This window comes from Streptomyces racemochromogenes (assembly GCF_044129415.1).
Classification (GTDB): domain Bacteria; phylum Actinomycetota; class Actinomycetes; order Streptomycetales; family Streptomycetaceae; genus Streptomyces; species Streptomyces racemochromogenes_A.
On the sequence record NZ_JBBDHD010000079.1, the window covers coordinates 1 to 16,034 of the forward strand.

Consider the following 16,034-nt stretch of genomic DNA (forward strand, 5'->3'; position numbering starts at 1 on the left):
CCCCCCCCCCCCCCCCCCCCCCCCCCCCCCCCCCCCCCCCCCCCCCCCCCCCCCCCCCCCCCCCCCCCCCCCCCCCCGCCCCCCCCCCCCCCCCCCCCCCCGCCCCCCCGCCCCCCCCCCCCCCCCCCCCCGCCCCCCCCCCCCCGCCCCCCCGCCGCCCCCCCCCCCCCCCCCCCCCGGCGGGGAGGACGCCGCCGGGCACACCCTCTACGCCATCACCGACCCCGGGCGCGACGAGCTGCGCGCCTGGTACGAGCGCCCGGTGGACCGCACCAACCCGCCCCGCGACGAGCTGGCCATCAAGCTGGCCATGGCCGTCGGGGCGCCCGGCGTGGACATCCGCGCCGTCATCCAGTCCCAGCGCCACGCCACGGTGAGGGCGATGCAGGACTACACCCGGCTCAAGGCCCGGGCCCTCGCCGCCATCGAGAGCGGGCAGGCGCACGAACGCGACGACGTGGCCTGGCTGCTGGTGCTGGAACAGCTGATCTTCCAGACCGAGGCCGAAGCACGCTGGCTCGACCACTCGGAGGCCCGGCTCGTCCGGCTGGCCGCGCTCGGCACGGCCGGCGGCGCCGCGCCCGCGCCCGACGGGCTCCCGGTGCCCCCGCCGCCCCAGGCGGCGGCCGCCACCGGCCCGACCACCGGCCCCGCCGCCCGCACGCGGCGGGGCTGAACAGCCCTTCCAAGGGGGACCCTTCATGCCCGACCAGCAGCACAGCTCCGACCCGGGGCAGCCGCCCCGGCCGTCCTACCCGGGGCAGCCGTCGCATGCGCCCCACCCGGGGCAGCCGTCGCATCCGTTCCACCCGGGGCAGCCGTCGCATCCGTCCCACCCGGGGCAGCCGGCCCGGCCCTCCGCGCCCGTGCTCCGACTGGAGAACCTCGTCCGCACGCACGGCAGCGGCACCACCGAGGTGCACGCCCTGCGCGGGATCGACCTCAGCGTCCACCCCGGCGAACTCGTCGCCGTCATGGGCCCCTCCGGCTCCGGCAAGTCCACCCTCCTCACCCTCGCCGGCGGGCTCGACACCCCCACCAGCGGCCGGGTCGTGGTCGAGGGCGTCGACATCACCACCGCGGGCCGCCGCAAGCTGGCCGCCCTGCGCCGCCGCAGCATCGGCTACGTCTTCCAGGACTACAACCTCATACCGGCCCTCACGGCGGCCGAGAACGTGGCCCTGCCCCTCGAACTCGACGGGACCTCCGCCCGCAAGGCCCGCACCGCCGCCCTCGCGGCCCTGGAGGAGATCGGCCTGCGCTCCCTCGCCGACCGCTTCCCCGACGAGATGTCCGGCGGCCAGCAGCAGCGCGTGGCCATCGCCCGCGCCCTCGTCGGCGACCGCCGCCTGGTCCTGGCCGACGAGCCCACCGGCGCCCTCGACTCCGAGACCGGCGAGTCCGTGCTCGCCCTGCTGCGGCTGCGCTGCGACGCCGGCGCGGCCGGGGTCCTCGTCACCCACGAACCCCGTTTCGCCGCCTGGGCGGACCGGGTCGTGTTCCTGCGCGACGGCAACGTCGTCGACGAGACCCTGCGCAGCCAGGCCGACTCGCTGCTCTCCGGGCGGGCGGCCGGCCTGTGACCTTCCCGCTCGCCTCCTGGTACCACTCCTGGATCGCGGCGCTGCGCATCGCCCGCCGCGACGCCTGGCGCGCCAAGGGCCGCAGCGCCCTCGTCCTCGCGATGCTCGCCCTGCCGGTCGTCGGGGCCAGCGCGATCGACCTCACCCTGCGCAGCGCCGAACTCACCCCCACGCAGGCACTGTCCCGCCGGATCGGCGCCGCGGACGCCCGGATCGACTCCACGGGCCTCGACGGGCCCATCCTCCAGCGCCCCGACGCGGAGAGCTACGCGCCCGTCGGCGGCTACGACGCCTACCACCCCGACCCGCAGAAGAAGGACGCCCCGCTCAAGGCCGCTGTTCCGGCCGGCGCCGAGGCCGTCGGGATGAGCACGTCCGATGCCAAGGTGCACACCCGGCACGGCCTTCTCGACACTCAGTTGCGCGAGCTGGACGTGCACCACCCGCTCACGCAGGGCATCTTCACCCCGCTGCGCGGCCGGCTCCCCCACGGACCCGGCGAGGTCATCGCCACCGCCGCCTTCCTGGAGCACTCGGGCCTCTACGTCGGCTCCTCCGTGACCCCGCGCGGCTCCACCGCCCCGTACCGGATCGTGGGCTCGTACGAGCTGCCCTCCGAGCTGGGCCGCGACGAACTGCTCGCCCTGCCCGGCACCCTTCTCGCCCCGCTCGACAACGCGCTGAGGCCCACCGGCGCGACCGGGCTGAACGTCACGGACTCCTTCCTCGTGAAGGTCGGCGGCGATGGTTTCACGTGGAACATGGTCAAGGAGGCCAACGCCAAGGGCGGGCTCGTCCTCTCCCGCGCCGTCGTGGCGCACCCGCCCGCCGACGCGCAGGTGCCGCTGTACGCGCAGGAGCCCCGGGGACGCTTCGCCAAGCCGGGCCTGAACGGCGGCCGGTTCACCGAGAAGACCACCGTGGCCACCGTCGTGGGCCTGGCCCTGCTGGAGGTCTGCCTGCTCGCCGGGCCCGCCTTCGCGGTCGGCGCCCGGCGCTCGCGCCGCCAGCTGGGCCTGGTCGGCGCCAACGGCGGCGACCGCCGGCACATCCGGGCCATCGTCCTGTCCGGCGGCCTGGTCGTCGGCGCCGCGGCCGCCGTCGTCGGCTGCGCGCTCGGCGTGGGGCTGACCGTCGGCCTGCGGCCGCTCCTGGAAGAGAAGATCGGCATCCGCTTCGGCGCCCTCGACTTCCGCCCACTGGAACTCCTCGGCATCGCCCTGCTCGCCGTACTGACCGGCCTCCTGGCCGCGTTCGTCCCCGCCGTCACCGCCTCCCGCCAGACCGTCCTGGCCTCCCTCACCGGCCGCCGCGGCATCCGGCGCGCCAACCGGATCCTGCCCGTGGCCGGACTGCTCGCCGTGGCCGGCGGCGTCGCGATCGCCCTCTACGGGACCCGCTACCGGGTCAGCCCCAACCTGGTCGCCGCCGGCAGTGCCCTCGCCGAGCTGGGCGTGGTCGCCCTCACGCCGCTGCTGGTGGGCCTGTTCGGGCGGCTGGGCCGGTGGCTGCCGCTGTCGCCGCGGCTCGCGCTGCGCGACGCCGTCCGCAACCGGGGGCGCACGGCCCCGGCCGTGGCCGCCGTGCTGGCCGCCGTCGCCGGTACCGTCGCGGTGTCCACGTACCAGCACAGCCGGGACGTGCAGGCGCGCCACGAGTACGTCGCCGAACTCCCGGACGGCACGGGCCTGCTGAGCGCCAACGACAACGGCTCCCACCGGGAGGTCCCGGCGGCCCGCGAGATCCTCGGGCGGACCCTGCCGGTGGCGGTACGGGCCGACGTGGACCGCCTGGTGGCCGGCAATCCGAACTGCGAGGCGTTCTCGACGTCGCCGGGCTGCGGGCGGGTCGAGCTCATCATCCCGAAGGAACAGCGCTGCCCGCTGTACGAGTCCGAACACGGCCCCGCCGACTTCCCGAAGGAAGAGGCCAGGAAGCTGCGCCAGGACCCGCGCTGCGCGCTCCCGCGCCGCCCGGGCTCCTCGTTCGAGACGCTCGTGGCGGACGAGAATCTCCTGCGGGTCCTGGCCGTCACGGACCCGGGGTCGATGGCCGCCCTCAAGGCGGGACGGCCGGTCGCCTTCGACCACCGCGCGGTGAAGGACGGGAAGATCACCCTCAGGGTCGTCACCGACCCCGTCGCCGCGCAGAAGGCGGCCGCGGTCCACGCCGAACTGCCCGGCCAGGACAAGGTCCTCGCCGTCCACCAGGCGCCCGCGGGCGTCGAATCCTGGGGCGTGTCCGTCGTCCTGCCCCCTGCCGCCGCGCAGGCCGCCGGCATCGCCACGGCCCCGGTCGGCGCCTACTTCAGCCTGGAGACGGCCGCCACCACCGAACAGCGGCAGCGGCTGGACGGTGAGATCGACCGGATCGGCGCCGACGTCCGCGTCACGATCGAACGCGGCTACCGGGGCGACAGCACCATCGGCGTGCTGGCCCTCGCCGTGTTCGCGGGGCTGGTCACCATCGGCGCGGCCGGCATCGCGACCGGCCTGGCCCAGGCGGACTCCGAGGCCGACCTGAAGACCCTGGCGGCGGTCGGCGCGGCTCCGCGCGTGCGGCGCACCCTCAGCGGCTTCCAGTGCGGGGTGGTGGCCCTGATGGGCGTCGTCCTCGGCTCGGCGGCGGGCGTCCTGCCGGCGGTCGGCCTGCGCCTGACCCAGGAACGCGAACAGCGGTCCCTGCTGCAGCACAGCATCGAGGCCGGCTACTCCGCCCCCGACGAGACCCTCTACGTCCCGATCGCCATCCCCTGGGACACCCTCGCCGGGCTCCTCGTCCTCGTGCCCCTGGGCGCGGCGCTGCTGGCCGCCGCGGTCACCAGATCGAGCGGCGCCCTGGCCCGCCGCGCGGCGGGATGACGTTGCCGCCCCCGCACAGGTTGGATCACGCCCGTGCGGGGGCACACCGTGTGAGAACGAAGGCGTGCGAGAGAATGACGGCATGGAGATGCCGAGGAGTGAACGGTCGCAGGACAGTCCCCCGCACGTCCTGATCGTGGGACAGGACGGGAAGGCGGTCGGCGGCGCCGATGACGAGTCGCGCGAGGTCCCGGTGACGGAGATGGTCGAACAGCCCGCCAAGGTCATGCGGATCGGCAGCATGATCAAGCAACTTCTGGAAGAGGTCCGCGCCGCACCTCTGGACGAGGCCAGCCGGGTCCGTCTCAAGGACATCCACGCGGCGTCGGTGAAGGAACTGGAAGACGGCCTGGCTCCGGAGCTGGTCGAGGAACTGGAGCGCCTCTCCCTCCCGTTCACGGAGGAAGCGGTCCCGTCCGAGGCGGAACTGCGGATCGCACAGGCGCAGTTGGTGGGGTGGCTGGAAGGCCTCTTCCACGGCATCCAGACCGCCCTGTTCGCCCAGCAGATGGCGGCCCGGGCCCAACTGGAGCAGATGCGCCGCGCGTTGCCTCCGGGCGGTCCCCACGACGACGAAGACGAAGGCGGCCCCCACGGAGCCATCCGCTCCGGCCCGTACCTGTAACCCCGAACGCCGGCGGCGCCCCCCAGCCCCGCCGGCCCCCGGCCGTTCCGGGCCCCGCCGGCCCCGGCCGTCCCAGCCCCACCGGCCCCCGACCGTTCCGGGCCCCGCCGACGCCCGGCCGTACCGGCCCCGCCGGCCCCCGGCCGTTCCGGGTCCCGCCGACGCCCGGCCGTTCCGGGCCCCACCGGCCCCCGACCGTTCCGGGCCCCGCCGACGCCCGGCCGTCCGGCCCCACCGGCCCCCGACCGTTCCGGGCCCCGCCGACGCCCGGCCGTTCCGGGCCCCACCGGCGCCTGGTCGTTTCAGCCCCGCTGGCGTTTGAGGCGCGGGGTCCGGGGCGGAGCCCCGGGTCTTTGCAGCCCCACCGGCGCCTGAGGTGGAAACGGAGAAAGGGCGGGGCGGGGAGGCGGCTCCGCGCAGCGGCACACCCGCACCCACAGCCACAGCCACAGCCACCCGCCGGGCCCGCGTAAGCACCGGGTAAGCGGCCCCCACGGAGTGGGACAAGGCCCGCGCATACTCAAGGGCATGAGCTACGACGCCATCGTCCTGGCCGGCGGAGCCGCCCGACGCCTCGGGGGTGCCGACAAACCCACCCTCCCGGTGGGCGGCCGCACCCTCCTCGACCGCGTCCTGGCGGCCTGCCCCGACGCCGCCGCCACGGTGGTCGTCGGCAGCCGCAGGCCCACCGCCCGCCCGGTCGACTGGACCCTTGAGGCCCCGCCCGGCGGCGGCCCGGTGGCCGCGCTCCACGCCGGCCTGCGGCGGACGACCGCCGCGCTGGTCCTCGTGCTCTCCGCCGACCTCCCCTTCCTCGACGGGGACACCGTCCGCGCCCTGCTCGCCGCGGCCGCCGCCGGCCCGGGCGACGGGGCCCTGCTCAAGGACCCCGGCGGCCGCGATCAGCCCCTCGTCGCCGCCTACCGCGCCGAACCCCTGCGCCGCGAGATCGCCCTGCTCGCCACCGAGCACGGCACCCTCCACGGCCTGCCCCTGCGCGCGCTCACCGCCGAGCTGGAACTGGTCCGGGTCACCCCCGCTGCGCCACTCGCCTCCTTCGACTGCGACACCTGGGAGGACCTGGCGACGGCCCGTGCCCGGATCAGGGAGCATGGGAACGTGCTGGACCAATGGATCAACGCCGCCAAGAACGAGCTCGGCATCGACATCGACGTCGACACCAAGACGCTGCTCGACCTCGCCCGTGACGCCGCCCACGGTGTCGCCCGGCCCGCCGCGCCGCTGACGACCTTCCTCGTGGGCTACGCCGCCGCCCGCGCCGAGGCGGCCGGCGCCGACCCGGCCCGGGCCGTCGCGGAGGCTTCGCGGAAGGCCGCCGACCTGGCCCTGCGCTGGGCGGCCGAAGCCGAGTCCCTCGCCCCCGAGCCCACCGACCCCGAGGGGAACGGCTCTCCATGACCCGTACCGACGCCGACGGCGCCCTGGACGAGGCCCTCGCCCTCGTGAACCGCACGACCACCCCCGAGGAGGGCCACCGGGCCAGTCCCTGGCAGCGCGCCCGGGAGACCGCCGCGCTGGCCGGCACCACCGTCCGGGCCCGCACCCACCGGGTGGCCCTCGCGGACGCGCTCGGCGAGGTACTGGCCACCTCCCTGGACGCCCTCGGCGACCTGCCGTCCTTCGACACCTCCGCCATGGACGGCTGGGCCGTCGCCGGACCCGGCCCCTGGGCCGTCCGCCCCGGGGACGGGATCCTCGCCGGCGGCACCGGCGGCGCCTCCCCCGCGCCCCTGGCCGACGGCGAGGCCGTACGGATCGCCACGGGCGCCCGGATCCCCGCCGATGCCACCGCCGTGATCCGCAGCGAGCACGCCCGCGAGTCGGGCGGCCAGTTGTACGCCACCCGGCCCGTCGGCACCGGCCAGGACATCCGCCCGCGCGGCCAGGAGTGCCGCTCCGGGGACCCGCTGCTCCCGGCCGGCTCGCTCGTCACCCCCGCCGTCCTCGGCCTGGCCGCGGCCGCCGGGTACGACGAGCTCGTCACCCGGCCACGGCCGCGCGTGGAGATCCTCGTCCTCGGAGACGAGCTGCTCACCGAGGGCCTTCCCCACGACGGCCTGATCCGCGACGCCCTGAGCCCCATGCTCGGTCCCTGGATCACCCGCGTGGGATCCGAGGTCGTCTCCACCCGCCGGCTCGGCGACGACCCGGCCGGCGCCGAGGCCCTCTTCCAGGCGGTCACCGGCTCCACCGCCGACGTGGTCGTCACCACCGGCGGCACCGCCTCCGGGCCCGTCGACCACGTCCACCCCGTCCTGGAGCGGGCGGGCGCCGAGCTGCTCGTGGACGGGGTCGCCGTACGCCCCGGCCACCCGATGCTGCTGGCCCGCCTCGGTGACCGCGCGGACGGCCGCCTCGTGGTCGGGCTGCCCGGCAACCCCCTCGCCGCCGTGTCGGGCCTGCTGACCCTCGCCGAGCCGCTGCTGCGCGCCCTCGCCGGCCGCCGCCAGCGCCCCCGCTACGCCGTGCCGGTCCAGGGCGACGTGCCGGGGCACCCGTACGACACCCGGCTGGTGCCGGTCCTGCTGACCGACGAGCACGCCGTACCGCTGCGCTACAACGGCCCGGCGATGCTGCGCGGAGTGGCCGCCGCCGACGCGCTGGCCGTCGTACCGCCGCACGGTGCGCGCAGCGGGCAGGAGCTGGAGGTCCTCGACCTGCCGTGGGCCGCCGGGGGATGTTTCACGTGAAACTCCACGGCCAGGACGCGATGGCACGCGACGCCGGCGAGAAGCTCGTCGCACGGCGCGTCGAACTGCCCAAGCGGGTGGTGGAAAGGCCACTGCGCCAGGTCGCGCGACGGCTGCTGATGGCGCTGTTCGTGCTCTGTCTGACGGTCCTGATCGTGTGGCTCGACCGCGAGGGCTACCACGACAACGCCAACGGCAAGGTCGGCTTCCTCGACTGCGTCTACTACGCGACCGTCACCCTGTCGACGACCGGTTACGGCGACATCGTCCCGTACGGCGACGGCGCGCGGCTGGTCAACGTCCTGCTGATCACGCCGCTGCGCGTGCTGTTCCTGATCATCCTGGTCGGCACCACCCTGGAGGTCCTGACCGAACGCACCCGCGAAGAGTGGCGGTTGAACCGCTGGAGGAAGAACTTGCGCGAGCACACGGTCGTCGTCGGCTTCGGCACCAAGGGCCGCTCGGCGCTCCAGACGCTGCTGGCGACGGGCCTCCCGAAGGAGCAGGTCGTCATCGTCGATCCCAGCGCCAAGGTCATCGACATGGCCAACTCGGAGGGGTTCACGGGGGTCGTCGGCGACGCGACCCGTTCCGAAGTGCTGCTGCGCGCCGAGCTCCAGAAGGCCCGTCAGGTCATCATCGCGACCCAGCGGGACGACACCGCGGTGCTGGTCACCCTGACGGCCCGGCAGCTCAACCGGGGCGCGAAGATCGTGACAGCGGTCCGCGAGGAGGAGAACGCGCCGCTGCTGAAGCAGTCCGGCGCGGACGCCGTCATCACCAGCGCGAGCGCGGCGGGACGGCTGCTGGGGCTGTCCGTGCTCAGCCCGAGGGCGGGCGCGGTGATGGAGGACCTGATCCACCAGGGCAGCGGGCTGGACCTGATCGAGCGGCCCGTGCACCGGGCCGAGGTCGGCCGGGGCGTACGGGAGACGGACGACCTGGTGGTCAGCGTGGTGCGCGGGCACCGGCTGCTCCCGTACGACGACCCGCTCGCGAGCCCCCTCCAGCTGACGGACCGGCTGATCACCATCGTCCGGGCCACACCCCCGACGACCCCTCAGGTCACGTTCGGGACCGGGCAGTAGCGGGCGCGGTAGATTCCGGGCCATGCATGCGATCACCATCGAACAGCCGGGCGGCCCCGAGGCCCTCGTCTGGGCCGACGTACCCGATCCGGTGGCGGGCGAGGGCGAGGTGCTCGTCGAGGTCGCGGCGAGCGCCGTGAACCGCGCCGACGTCCTGCAGCGGCAGGGCTTCTACGATCCGCCGCCGGGGGCTTCGCCCTATCCCGGCCTGGAGTGTTCCGGACGCATCGCGGCCCTGGGCCCGGGGGTGTCCGGCTGGGCGGTGGGCGACGAGGTGTGCGCGCTGCTGTCGGGCGGCGGGTACGCGCAGAAGGTCGCCGTTCCGGCGGGCCAGCTGCTGCCGGTCCCGCGGGGCGTGGGCCTGGTGGAGGCGGCGGCGCTGCCGGAGGTCGTCGCGACGGTGTGGTCCAACGTGTTCATGGTCGCGGGGCTGCGGCCGGGCGAGACCCTGCTGGTGCACGGCGGTGCGAGCGGCATCGGCACCATGGCGGTCCAGCTGGGCAAGGCCGTGGGCGCGCGGGTGGCGGTGACGGCGGGCGGCAAGGAGAAGCTGGCCCGCTGCGCGGAGCTGGGCGCGGACATCCTGATCGACTACCGCGAACAGGACTTCGTGGAGGAGCTGAAGGCCGCGACCGGCGGAGCCGGCGCGGACGTGATCCTGGACATCATGGGCGCGAAGTACCTCGCGCGGAACCTGCAGGCGCTGGCCGTGAACGGCCGGCTCGCCGTGATCGGCTTCCAGGGCGGGGTGAAGGCGGAGCTGGACCTGCGGCTGCTCCTGGCGAAGCGGGGGGCCATCACGGCGACCTCGCTGCGGGCCCGTCCGCTGGAGGAGAAGGCGGCCATCATCGCGGCCGTACGGGAGCACGTGTGGCCCCTGGTCGAGTCCGGCCGGGTCCGTCCGGTGGTGCACGCGTCCTACCCCGTCGCCGAGGCCGCCGAGGCCCACCGCGTCCTGGAGTCCAGCTCCCACGTGGGCAAGCTGCTGCTGACGTTCTGACCCCCGGCGTTCCGGCGTCCGGCGTCCGGGGTCCGGCTTCCGGGGTCCGGCTTCCCGGCGTTCCGAGGTGGTGCCGCGGCTCAGCGGAGGGCCGCGGCGACCAGGCCCTCCAGCGCCTCGCGGGGGACCTCGCGGGCTCCGGTCGGCAGGTGTTCGAGCACCAGCCCGTCGACGCAGGCGAGCAGGGTGAGGGTGCGCGTCTCCGGGTCGGGGACGCCGTGTGCGGCCAGGAAGGCGCGTACGGCGTCCCGCCCGGCGTTCTCGCGCGGGACGAGGATCTCGCGCAGCTCCGGGTCCCGGACGCTCTCCAGCACGCACGCGTACCGGGCCAGTGAACGCCGCCGCCCCTCCCCGGTGAGCCGGGCGGCGGTGAGCGCGGCGAGCCCGTCGGCGAGCGCGGCGGGGGTGAGCGGCAGCGGGGTGTGTTCCCCGGCTGCCTGCAGCTCGGCCTGGTCCCGGTCCACGAGGCGGCGTACGAGGGCGGTCAGCAGGGCGGCCCTGGTGCGCAGGTATGCCGAGGTGGTCCCGGGGGGCATCCCGGCGGCCCGGTCGACCGCGCGGTGGGTCAGCCCGCGCATGCCGAGGTCGGCCAGTACGTCGATGGCGGCGTCGGCCAGCACGGTCCGTCGTTCTTCACTCACCCCCTCTTTCTACACCTGTAGAAGCGTCGGGCTATTCTCCACCCCAGGACTTCTACAGGTGTAGAAACGGGAGGGCGGGAGCATGACGGCACGACGGGCTCTGGTCGTCGGCGGCGGCATCGGCGGACTCGCGGCGGCCATCGGGCTGCACCGCACCGGGTGGCGGGTCCAAGTCCTGGAACGCGCCCCCGTCCTGGAGGACGCGGGCGCGGCGATCTCCCTCGCCGCCAACGGGATCCGCGCGCTGGACGCGCTGGGCGTGGGCGCGGACGTCCGGGCGGCCGCCCACCCCCAGTACACGGGTGGTACCCGCACCCCCGACGGCCGCTGGCTGTCCCGGATGGACGGAAGGGCCCTCGAACGCGCCCTCGGCACACCGGTGACCGGCATCCCGCGCGCGGTGCTCCACCGTCTGCTGCGGGAGGCCCTCCCGGCCGGCTGTCTGCGGACGGGGACCGGAACCCTCGAAGCCGCGGCCGACGCCCACCTGGTCGTGGCGGCGGACGGGATCCGCAGCGGGATCCGCGCGGAGCTCTTCCCGGACCATCCCGGACCGGTCTACAGCGGCTCGACGGTGCTGCGCGCCATCACCGCCGGGCCCGTGGACACGGACGCCGACTTCGCGCTGACGTGGGGGCCCGGGGCGGAGTTCGGGCACATCGACCTCGCCGACGGCCGTGCCGAATGGCACGCCGTGCTCACGGCACCGCCGGGAGTCCGGCACCCGGATCCGCTGTCCGCACTGGAGCGCCGCTTCGCGCACTGGCACGGGCAGGTGGGCGCGCTGCTGGCGGCGACCCGGCCCGAGGACGTCCTGCACCACGACGTCCACGAGCTGCTGACCCCGCTGCCCTCGTACGCCGTGGGGCGGGTGGCCCTGCTGGGGGACGCGGCCCACGCCATGACCCCGAACCTGGGGCAGGGGGCGTGCCAGGCGCTGGAGGACGCGGTGGTGCTGGCGGCGGAGCTGGCGGGCGGGGGCCCGGTCGCCCCCGCGCTGTCCCGCTACGACGCGGTGCGCCGGCCGCGGGCCCAGGCGGTCGCACGAGCGGCCCGCCGGGCCGGTCGCCTGGGCCACGCCCTGGCACACCCCCTCGCGGTGTCGGCCCGCAACACCGCGCTCCGCCTCGCCCCTTCCGGGGCCACCGTCCGGGCCCTCCTGCGCCCGGCGGCCTGGACCCCGCCGGTCCTGCCCCCCGCCTGACGGCGGGGCGGGGGGAGCCTTCCTAGAGGCCGCGCAGCAGCACCGCCGGGTTCTCCACGCAGTCCGCGACGTAGCGGAGGAAGCCCCCCGCCGCACCGCCGTCGCAGACCCGGTGGTCGAACGTCAGCGACAGCTGGACGACCTGACGGACGGCCAGCTCCCCCCGGTACACCCACGGTTTCGGGATGATCCGGCCCACCCCGAGCATCGCCGCTTCCGGGTGGTTGATGATCGGCGTCGAGCCGTCCACCCCGAACACGCCGTAGTTGTTCAGCGTGAACGTCCCGCCCGTCAGGTCCGACGGGGCCAGCTTCCCCGCCCGGGCCAGCTCCGTCAGCCGGGCGAACTCCGCCGACAGGGACTCCGGACTGCGGCTCTGCGCGTCGCGTACGACCGGGACCATCAGCCCGCGCTCGGTCTGCGCGGCGAAGCCCAGGTGGACGGCCGGCAGCCGGACGATCTCGTTCGCCGCGAGGTCCACCGTGGAGTTGAGCTCCGGGTACCGTGCCAGCGCGGCCGTGCAGATCCGGGCCAGCAGCGCGAGCACCGAGATCTTCGGGCCCTCCACCGCGTTCATCGCGGCCCGCGCCGCCATCAGCTCGGTGGCGTCCGCGTCGACCCAGCAGGTGGCCTCGGGGATCTCGCGCCGGCTGCGCGAGAGCTTCTCCGCCACCGCGCCGCGCAGGCCCTTGAGGGGGATCCGCTCGCCCTGCGCGGCCACCGCCGCGGGGGCGGCAGGCGGCGCGGGGGCGGCCACGGGCGCGGGGGCCCGGAGCACGGCTTCCACATCGGCCCGCAGGATCAGGCCCTCCGGCCCGGATCCGCGCAGCGCCCGCAGGTCGACCCCGTTGTCCCGGGCCAGCTTGCGCACCAGCGGCGAGATGACGGGCACCGGCCCGGCGGGTACCGCCGGAGCCACGGGGGCCGGAGCCGCCGCGACGGGTGCCACGACGGGCGCCGACACCGCGGCGGTGACGGGCCGCACCCGCCGCCGGCGCGCCGGGCGGGAGTGGTCCGAGCCGTACCCGATCAGCGGCCGGGGCGCGTTCGCGGAGCCTTCGGCATCCGCCTGGACGACCGGTGCCTGCGCGGACCCGGCGGGCGCGGACTCCGCCCCCACCGCCACCGTGATCAGCGGGGCGCCGACCGGCAGTTCCTCGCCCTCCTCGCCGAACCGGGCGGTGACCACGCCTCCGTACGGGCAGGGCACCTCCACCATCGCCTTGGCCGTCTCGACCTCGACGACCGGCTGGTCGATGGCGACGACGTCGCCCACCGCGACCAGCCACCGCACGATCTCGGCCTCGGTCAGCCCCTCACCGAGGTCCGGCAGCTTGAATTCCATGACCTGCGGCATCAGTTCTCCCACTGCAGGCGGGCCACCGCGTCCAGGATCCGCTCCACACCGGGCAGGTGGTGCTTCTCCAGCATCGGCGGCGGATACGGGATGTCGAAGCCGGTCACCCGCAGCACCGGCGCCTCCAGGTGGTGGAAGCAGCGCTCCGTCACCCGGGCGGCGATCTCCGCGCCCGGCCCGCCGAAGCCGCCGGCCTCGTGGACCACCACCGCGCGGCCGGTGCGCCGTACGGAGGCGACGACCGTCTCCTCGTCGAAGGGGACGAGCGAGCGCAGGTCGACGACCTCCAGGTCCCAGCCCTCCTCGCGCGCCGCCTCGGCCGCCTCCAGGCAGACCGGCAGCGAGGGTCCGTACGTGATCAGGGTGGCGCTCGTGCCCGGCCGCCGGACCAGCGCCGTGCCGATCCCGGGGACGGCCGCCGGCGCGTCCGGCGACCACTGCGCCTTGGACCAGTAGAGCCGCTTCGGCTCCAGGAAGACCACCGGGTCGTCGCTCGCGATCGAGGCCCGCAGCAGCCCGTACGCGTCCTCGACGGTCGCCGGGGTCACCACCGTCAGGCCGGGCGTGGCCGTGTAGTACGCCTCGGAGGAGTCGCAGTGGTGCTCGACCCCGCCGATGCCGCCGCCGTACGGCACGCGGATGGTGATCGGCAGCGGCATCGCTCCCCGGGTGCGGTTGCGCATCTTCGCCACGTGCGAGATGAGCTGCTCGAACGCCGGGTAGGCGAACGCGTCGAACTGCATCTCCACGACGGGCCGCAGCCCGTACATGGCCATGCCGACCGCGGTGCCGAGGATGCCGGCCTCCGCGAGCGGGGTGTCCGTGACCCGGTCCTCGCCGAACTCCTTGGCGAGCCCGTCGGTGATCCGGAAGACCCCGCCGAGCGTCCCGACGTCCTCGCCCATCACGTGGACGGCGGGGTCCTCGGCCATCGCGTCGCGCATGGCCCGGGTCAGGGCCTGCGCCATCGTCGCGGGCTTCGCGGCAACGGTCGTCATCACTCTCCCTCCGCTTCCAGCTCGGCGCGCAGCATGGCGGCCTGCTCGCGCAGCCTGCCGGTCTGCTCCGCGTAGACGTGCGCGAAGAGGTCCATCGGGTCGATGACGGGGTCGGCGTTCATCCGCTCGCGCAGGTCCGCCGCCATCGCCTCGGCCGCCTCGCGCGCCTCCCGGATGCCGGTCTCGTCCAGCCAGCCGCGCCCGGTCAGCTCGCGCTCCAGCAGCTCGACGGGGTCGTGCGCCTTCCAGGCCTCGACCTCGGAGTCCGAGCGGTAGCGGGTCGCGTCGTCGGCGTTCGTGTGGGCCTCCATCCGGTAGGTGACGGCCTCGATCAGGGTCGGGCCGCCGCCCGAGCGCGCCCGGTGCACGGCCTCGGTGAGGACCTCGTGCAGGGCGGCGACGTCGTTGCCGTCGACCAGGCGGCCGGGCATCCCGTACCCCACGGCCTTGTGGGCCAGGGTCGGGGCGGCCGTCTGCTTGGCGAGCGGTACGGAGATGGCGAAGCCGTTGTTCTGGACGAGGAAGACCACCGGGGCCTGCCAGACGGCCGCGAAGTTCAGCGCCTCGTGGAAGTCGCCCTCGCTGGTGCCGCCGTCGCCGACCATGGCGAGCGCCACGACCTCGTCCCCGCGCAGCCGCGCGGCGTGCGCCACGCCGACCGCGTGCGGGAGCTGGGTGGCGAGCGGGGTGCAGAGGGGGGCTATGCGGTGCTCGCGCGGGTCGTAGCCGGTGTGCCAGTCGCCGCGCAGCAGCGTCAGCGCCTGGACGGGGTCCAGTCCGCGCGCCACGGCCGCGAGGGTGTCGCGGTAGCTGGGGAAGAGCCAGTCCTGCTCCTCCAGGACCAGCGCGGCCGCGATCTCGGCGGCCTCCTGCCCGACGGTGGAGGGGTACACGGCGAGACGGCCCTGCCGGGTGAGCGCGGTGGCCTGCGCGTTGTAGCGGCGGCCCCGCACCAGCTCGGCGTAGTAGCGGCGCATCAGCGCGGGGTCGAGGTGCTCGGCGGCCGCGGTGCCCAGGACCCGGTGGGGCTCGGGGTCCGGGAGCAGCGGAGCGGCGTCCGTGCGGGGCCTCCAGGCGGGCGGCGGGGTGACACGGTGGGACGCACCGGCACCGGGCAGCTCTTGGACCGTCATGGCGGCGTACACCTCCTCGTGGGAAGCGGGCTGGGGTACCCCCGGCGGTAGCCGGAGGAGGTGGCCCCCGGTTGCGGGGTGCCTCACCTACCGATTGTTCGGTCGTCGGCGCAATTTGGCTACAGGCGGCTCCAGGCTGTGGACAAACTGGCGACGGGGCCCTGGGATGGATGCAGGACGTCCAGGAGAGGGAGGCAGTGGGCAATGCCGGATGAACAAATGGCCGGAACGGGTTCCGGACCGGCTTCACCGGGAGGTGCCCCGGCCGCCCCACCGGCCCCGCCCCCCGCCCAGGTCACGGCACCGCAGGCCCCGCCCGCCCCGTCGGCGCCGCCCGTGCCGCCCCGCCCCCTGGACCCGATCGACCGGTCGATCATGCGGCTGCTCCAGGCGGACGGCCGCGCGTCGATACGGTCGGTCGCCGAGCAGGTGCACGTCTCGCGCGCGAACGCGTACGCCCGCATCAACCGGCTGATCGACGACGGGGTGATCCGCGGGTTCACTGCCCGGGTGAACCACGAACGCGCAGGTCAGGGGGCTTCCGCCTATATCACCTTGAAGATCGTCCAGAATTCCTGGCGCACGGTGCGCGAGAAGCTGCGCGAGCTTCCGGGGGCCGCCCACATCGCGCTCGTCAGCGGGGACTTCGACGTCCTGCTGCTGGTCCACACGGCGGACAACCGCACCCTCCGGGAGCTGGTCCTGACCCGCCTGCAGGCCATCCCCGAGGTGCTCTCCACCCGCACGCTTCTGGTGTTCGAGGAGACGGACCTGCTGGACCCGGGCCCGGCCGGCAGTCCTGCGCTGACGGAGGACTGAACGGGAAAGCGGAA

General features: G+C 75.4%; 13 protein-coding genes and 1 pseudogene. 10 read left to right on the top strand and 4 right to left on the bottom strand.

Going from position 1 to position 16,034, the window contains the following annotated elements; genetic code table 11:
- Positions 1–181: 181 nt before the first annotated feature.
- The 8 genes and pseudogenes from WDV06_RS25135 to WDV06_RS25170 form a co-directional block, all read left to right on the top strand.
- Positions 182–676 (top strand): annotated as a pseudogene (locus WDV06_RS25135) (PadR family transcriptional regulator); the annotation flags it as partial.
- 190 nt (positions 677–866) lie between these two features.
- On the top strand, positions 867–1,583 hold the full coding sequence (locus WDV06_RS25140; RefSeq protein ID WP_395512046.1) for an ABC transporter ATP-binding protein: 717 nt from the start codon (positions 867–869) through the stop codon (positions 1,581–1,583).
- Positions 1,584–1,684: 101 nt separating this feature from the next.
- Positions 1,685–4,444, top strand: coding sequence for an FtsX-like permease family protein (locus tag WDV06_RS25145; RefSeq protein WP_395512072.1), 2,760 nt, complete (start codon positions 1,685–1,687; stop codon positions 4,442–4,444).
- An 82-nt stretch (positions 4,445–4,526) separates the two neighbouring features.
- Positions 4,527–5,069: a bacterial proteasome activator family protein gene (locus WDV06_RS25150; protein WP_395512047.1), complete on the top strand. Its 543-nt coding sequence runs from the start codon at positions 4,527–4,529 to the stop codon at positions 5,067–5,069.
- A gap of 528 nt (positions 5,070–5,597) precedes the next feature.
- Positions 5,598–6,488: an NTP transferase domain-containing protein gene (locus WDV06_RS25155; RefSeq protein WP_395512048.1), complete on the top strand. Its 891-nt coding sequence runs from the start codon at positions 5,598–5,600 to the stop codon at positions 6,486–6,488.
- Positions 6,485–7,780: a molybdopterin molybdotransferase MoeA gene (locus WDV06_RS25160; protein ID WP_395512049.1), complete on the top strand. Its 1,296-nt coding sequence runs from the start codon at positions 6,485–6,487 to the stop codon at positions 7,778–7,780. The genes WDV06_RS25155 and WDV06_RS25160 overlap by 4 nt, the downstream gene beginning before the upstream one ends.
- Positions 7,768–8,868, top strand: a complete 1,101-nt coding sequence (locus WDV06_RS25165) for a potassium channel family protein (protein WP_395512050.1) — start codon at positions 7,768–7,770, stop codon at positions 8,866–8,868. Before WDV06_RS25160 ends, WDV06_RS25165 begins: the two co-directional genes overlap by 13 nt.
- A 22-nt stretch (positions 8,869–8,890) precedes the next feature.
- The gene (locus WDV06_RS25170) at positions 8,891–9,868 is read left to right on the top strand and encodes an NAD(P)H-quinone oxidoreductase (protein ID WP_395512051.1); all 978 of its coding nucleotides are present in this window, start codon (positions 8,891–8,893) and stop codon (positions 9,866–9,868) included.
- Positions 9,869–9,948: 80 nt separating this feature from the next.
- Here the strand turns inward: WDV06_RS25170 and WDV06_RS25175 are convergent, their stop codons facing one another.
- Complete coding sequence (locus WDV06_RS25175; RefSeq protein WP_395512052.1) at positions 9,949–10,509, bottom strand: TetR/AcrR family transcriptional regulator; 561 nt, start codon at positions 10,507–10,509, stop codon at positions 9,949–9,951.
- A gap of 82 nt (positions 10,510–10,591) precedes the next feature.
- Here WDV06_RS25175 and WDV06_RS25180 point away from each other — a divergent pair, with 82 nt between their 5' ends.
- Entirely contained in the window at positions 10,592–11,713 is a 1,122-nt protein-coding gene (locus WDV06_RS25180; RefSeq protein WP_395512053.1) for an FAD-dependent monooxygenase, read from the top strand.
- Positions 11,714–11,735: 22 nt separating this feature from the next.
- Here WDV06_RS25180 and WDV06_RS25185 read toward each other — a convergent pair whose 3' ends face one another.
- From WDV06_RS25185 to pdhA, 3 genes are read right to left on the bottom strand one after another with little or no spacing between them, the layout of a single operon-like run.
- A complete protein-coding gene (locus WDV06_RS25185; protein WP_395512054.1) occupies positions 11,736–13,070 on the bottom strand; it encodes a dihydrolipoamide acetyltransferase family protein in 1,335 nt (444 codons plus the stop codon).
- Positions 13,070–14,068, bottom strand: a complete 999-nt coding sequence (locus WDV06_RS25190) for an alpha-ketoacid dehydrogenase subunit beta (RefSeq protein ID WP_395512055.1) — start codon at positions 14,066–14,068, stop codon at positions 13,070–13,072. The genes WDV06_RS25185 and WDV06_RS25190 overlap by 1 nt, the downstream gene beginning before the upstream one ends.
- Complete coding sequence (gene pdhA / locus WDV06_RS25195; RefSeq protein ID WP_395512056.1) at positions 14,068–15,201, bottom strand: pyruvate dehydrogenase (acetyl-transferring) E1 component subunit alpha; 1,134 nt, start codon at positions 15,199–15,201, stop codon at positions 14,068–14,070. The genes WDV06_RS25190 and pdhA overlap by 1 nt, the downstream gene beginning before the upstream one ends.
- Positions 15,202–15,405: 204 nt before the next feature.
- Between pdhA and WDV06_RS25200 the strand changes: the two genes are divergently transcribed.
- On the top strand, positions 15,406–16,020 hold the full coding sequence (locus WDV06_RS25200) for an Lrp/AsnC family transcriptional regulator (protein ID WP_395512057.1): 615 nt from the start codon (positions 15,406–15,408) through the stop codon (positions 16,018–16,020).
- The last annotated feature ends 14 nt before the right edge of the window (positions 16,021–16,034 follow it).

What these genes read in the sequence shown, in the direction of transcription:
- WDV06_RS25165 (WP_395512050.1), top strand. Translation starts at nt 7,768, where the DNA reads ATGTTTCACGTGAAACTCCACGGCCAGGACGCGATGGCACGCGACGCC.
- WDV06_RS25155 (WP_395512048.1), top strand. Translation starts at nt 5,598, where the DNA reads ATGAGCTACGACGCCATCGTCCTGGCCGGCGGAGCCGCCCGACGCCTC.
- WDV06_RS25170 (WP_395512051.1), top strand. Translation starts at nt 8,891, where the DNA reads ATGCATGCGATCACCATCGAACAGCCGGGCGGCCCCGAGGCCCTCGTC.
- WDV06_RS25145 (WP_395512072.1), top strand. Translation starts at nt 1,685, where the DNA reads ATGCTCGCCCTGCCGGTCGTCGGGGCCAGCGCGATCGACCTCACCCTG.
- WDV06_RS25180 (WP_395512053.1), top strand. Translation starts at nt 10,592, where the DNA reads ATGACGGCACGACGGGCTCTGGTCGTCGGCGGCGGCATCGGCGGACTC.
- WDV06_RS25160 (WP_395512049.1), top strand. Translation starts at nt 6,485, where the DNA reads ATGACCCGTACCGACGCCGACGGCGCCCTGGACGAGGCCCTCGCCCTC.
- WDV06_RS25185 (WP_395512054.1), bottom strand. Translation starts at nt 13,070, where the DNA reads ATGCCGCAGGTCATGGAATTCAAGCTGCCGGACCTCGGTGAGGGGCTG.
- WDV06_RS25190 (WP_395512055.1), bottom strand. Translation starts at nt 14,068, where the DNA reads ATGACGACCGTTGCCGCGAAGCCCGCGACGATGGCGCAGGCCCTGACC.
- WDV06_RS25150 (WP_395512047.1), top strand. Translation starts at nt 4,527, where the DNA reads ATGGAGATGCCGAGGAGTGAACGGTCGCAGGACAGTCCCCCGCACGTC.
- pdhA (WP_395512056.1), bottom strand. Translation starts at nt 15,201, where the DNA reads ATGACGGTCCAAGAGCTGCCCGGTGCCGGTGCGTCCCACCGTGTCACC.
- WDV06_RS25200 (WP_395512057.1), top strand. Translation starts at nt 15,406, where the DNA reads ATGCCGGATGAACAAATGGCCGGAACGGGTTCCGGACCGGCTTCACCG.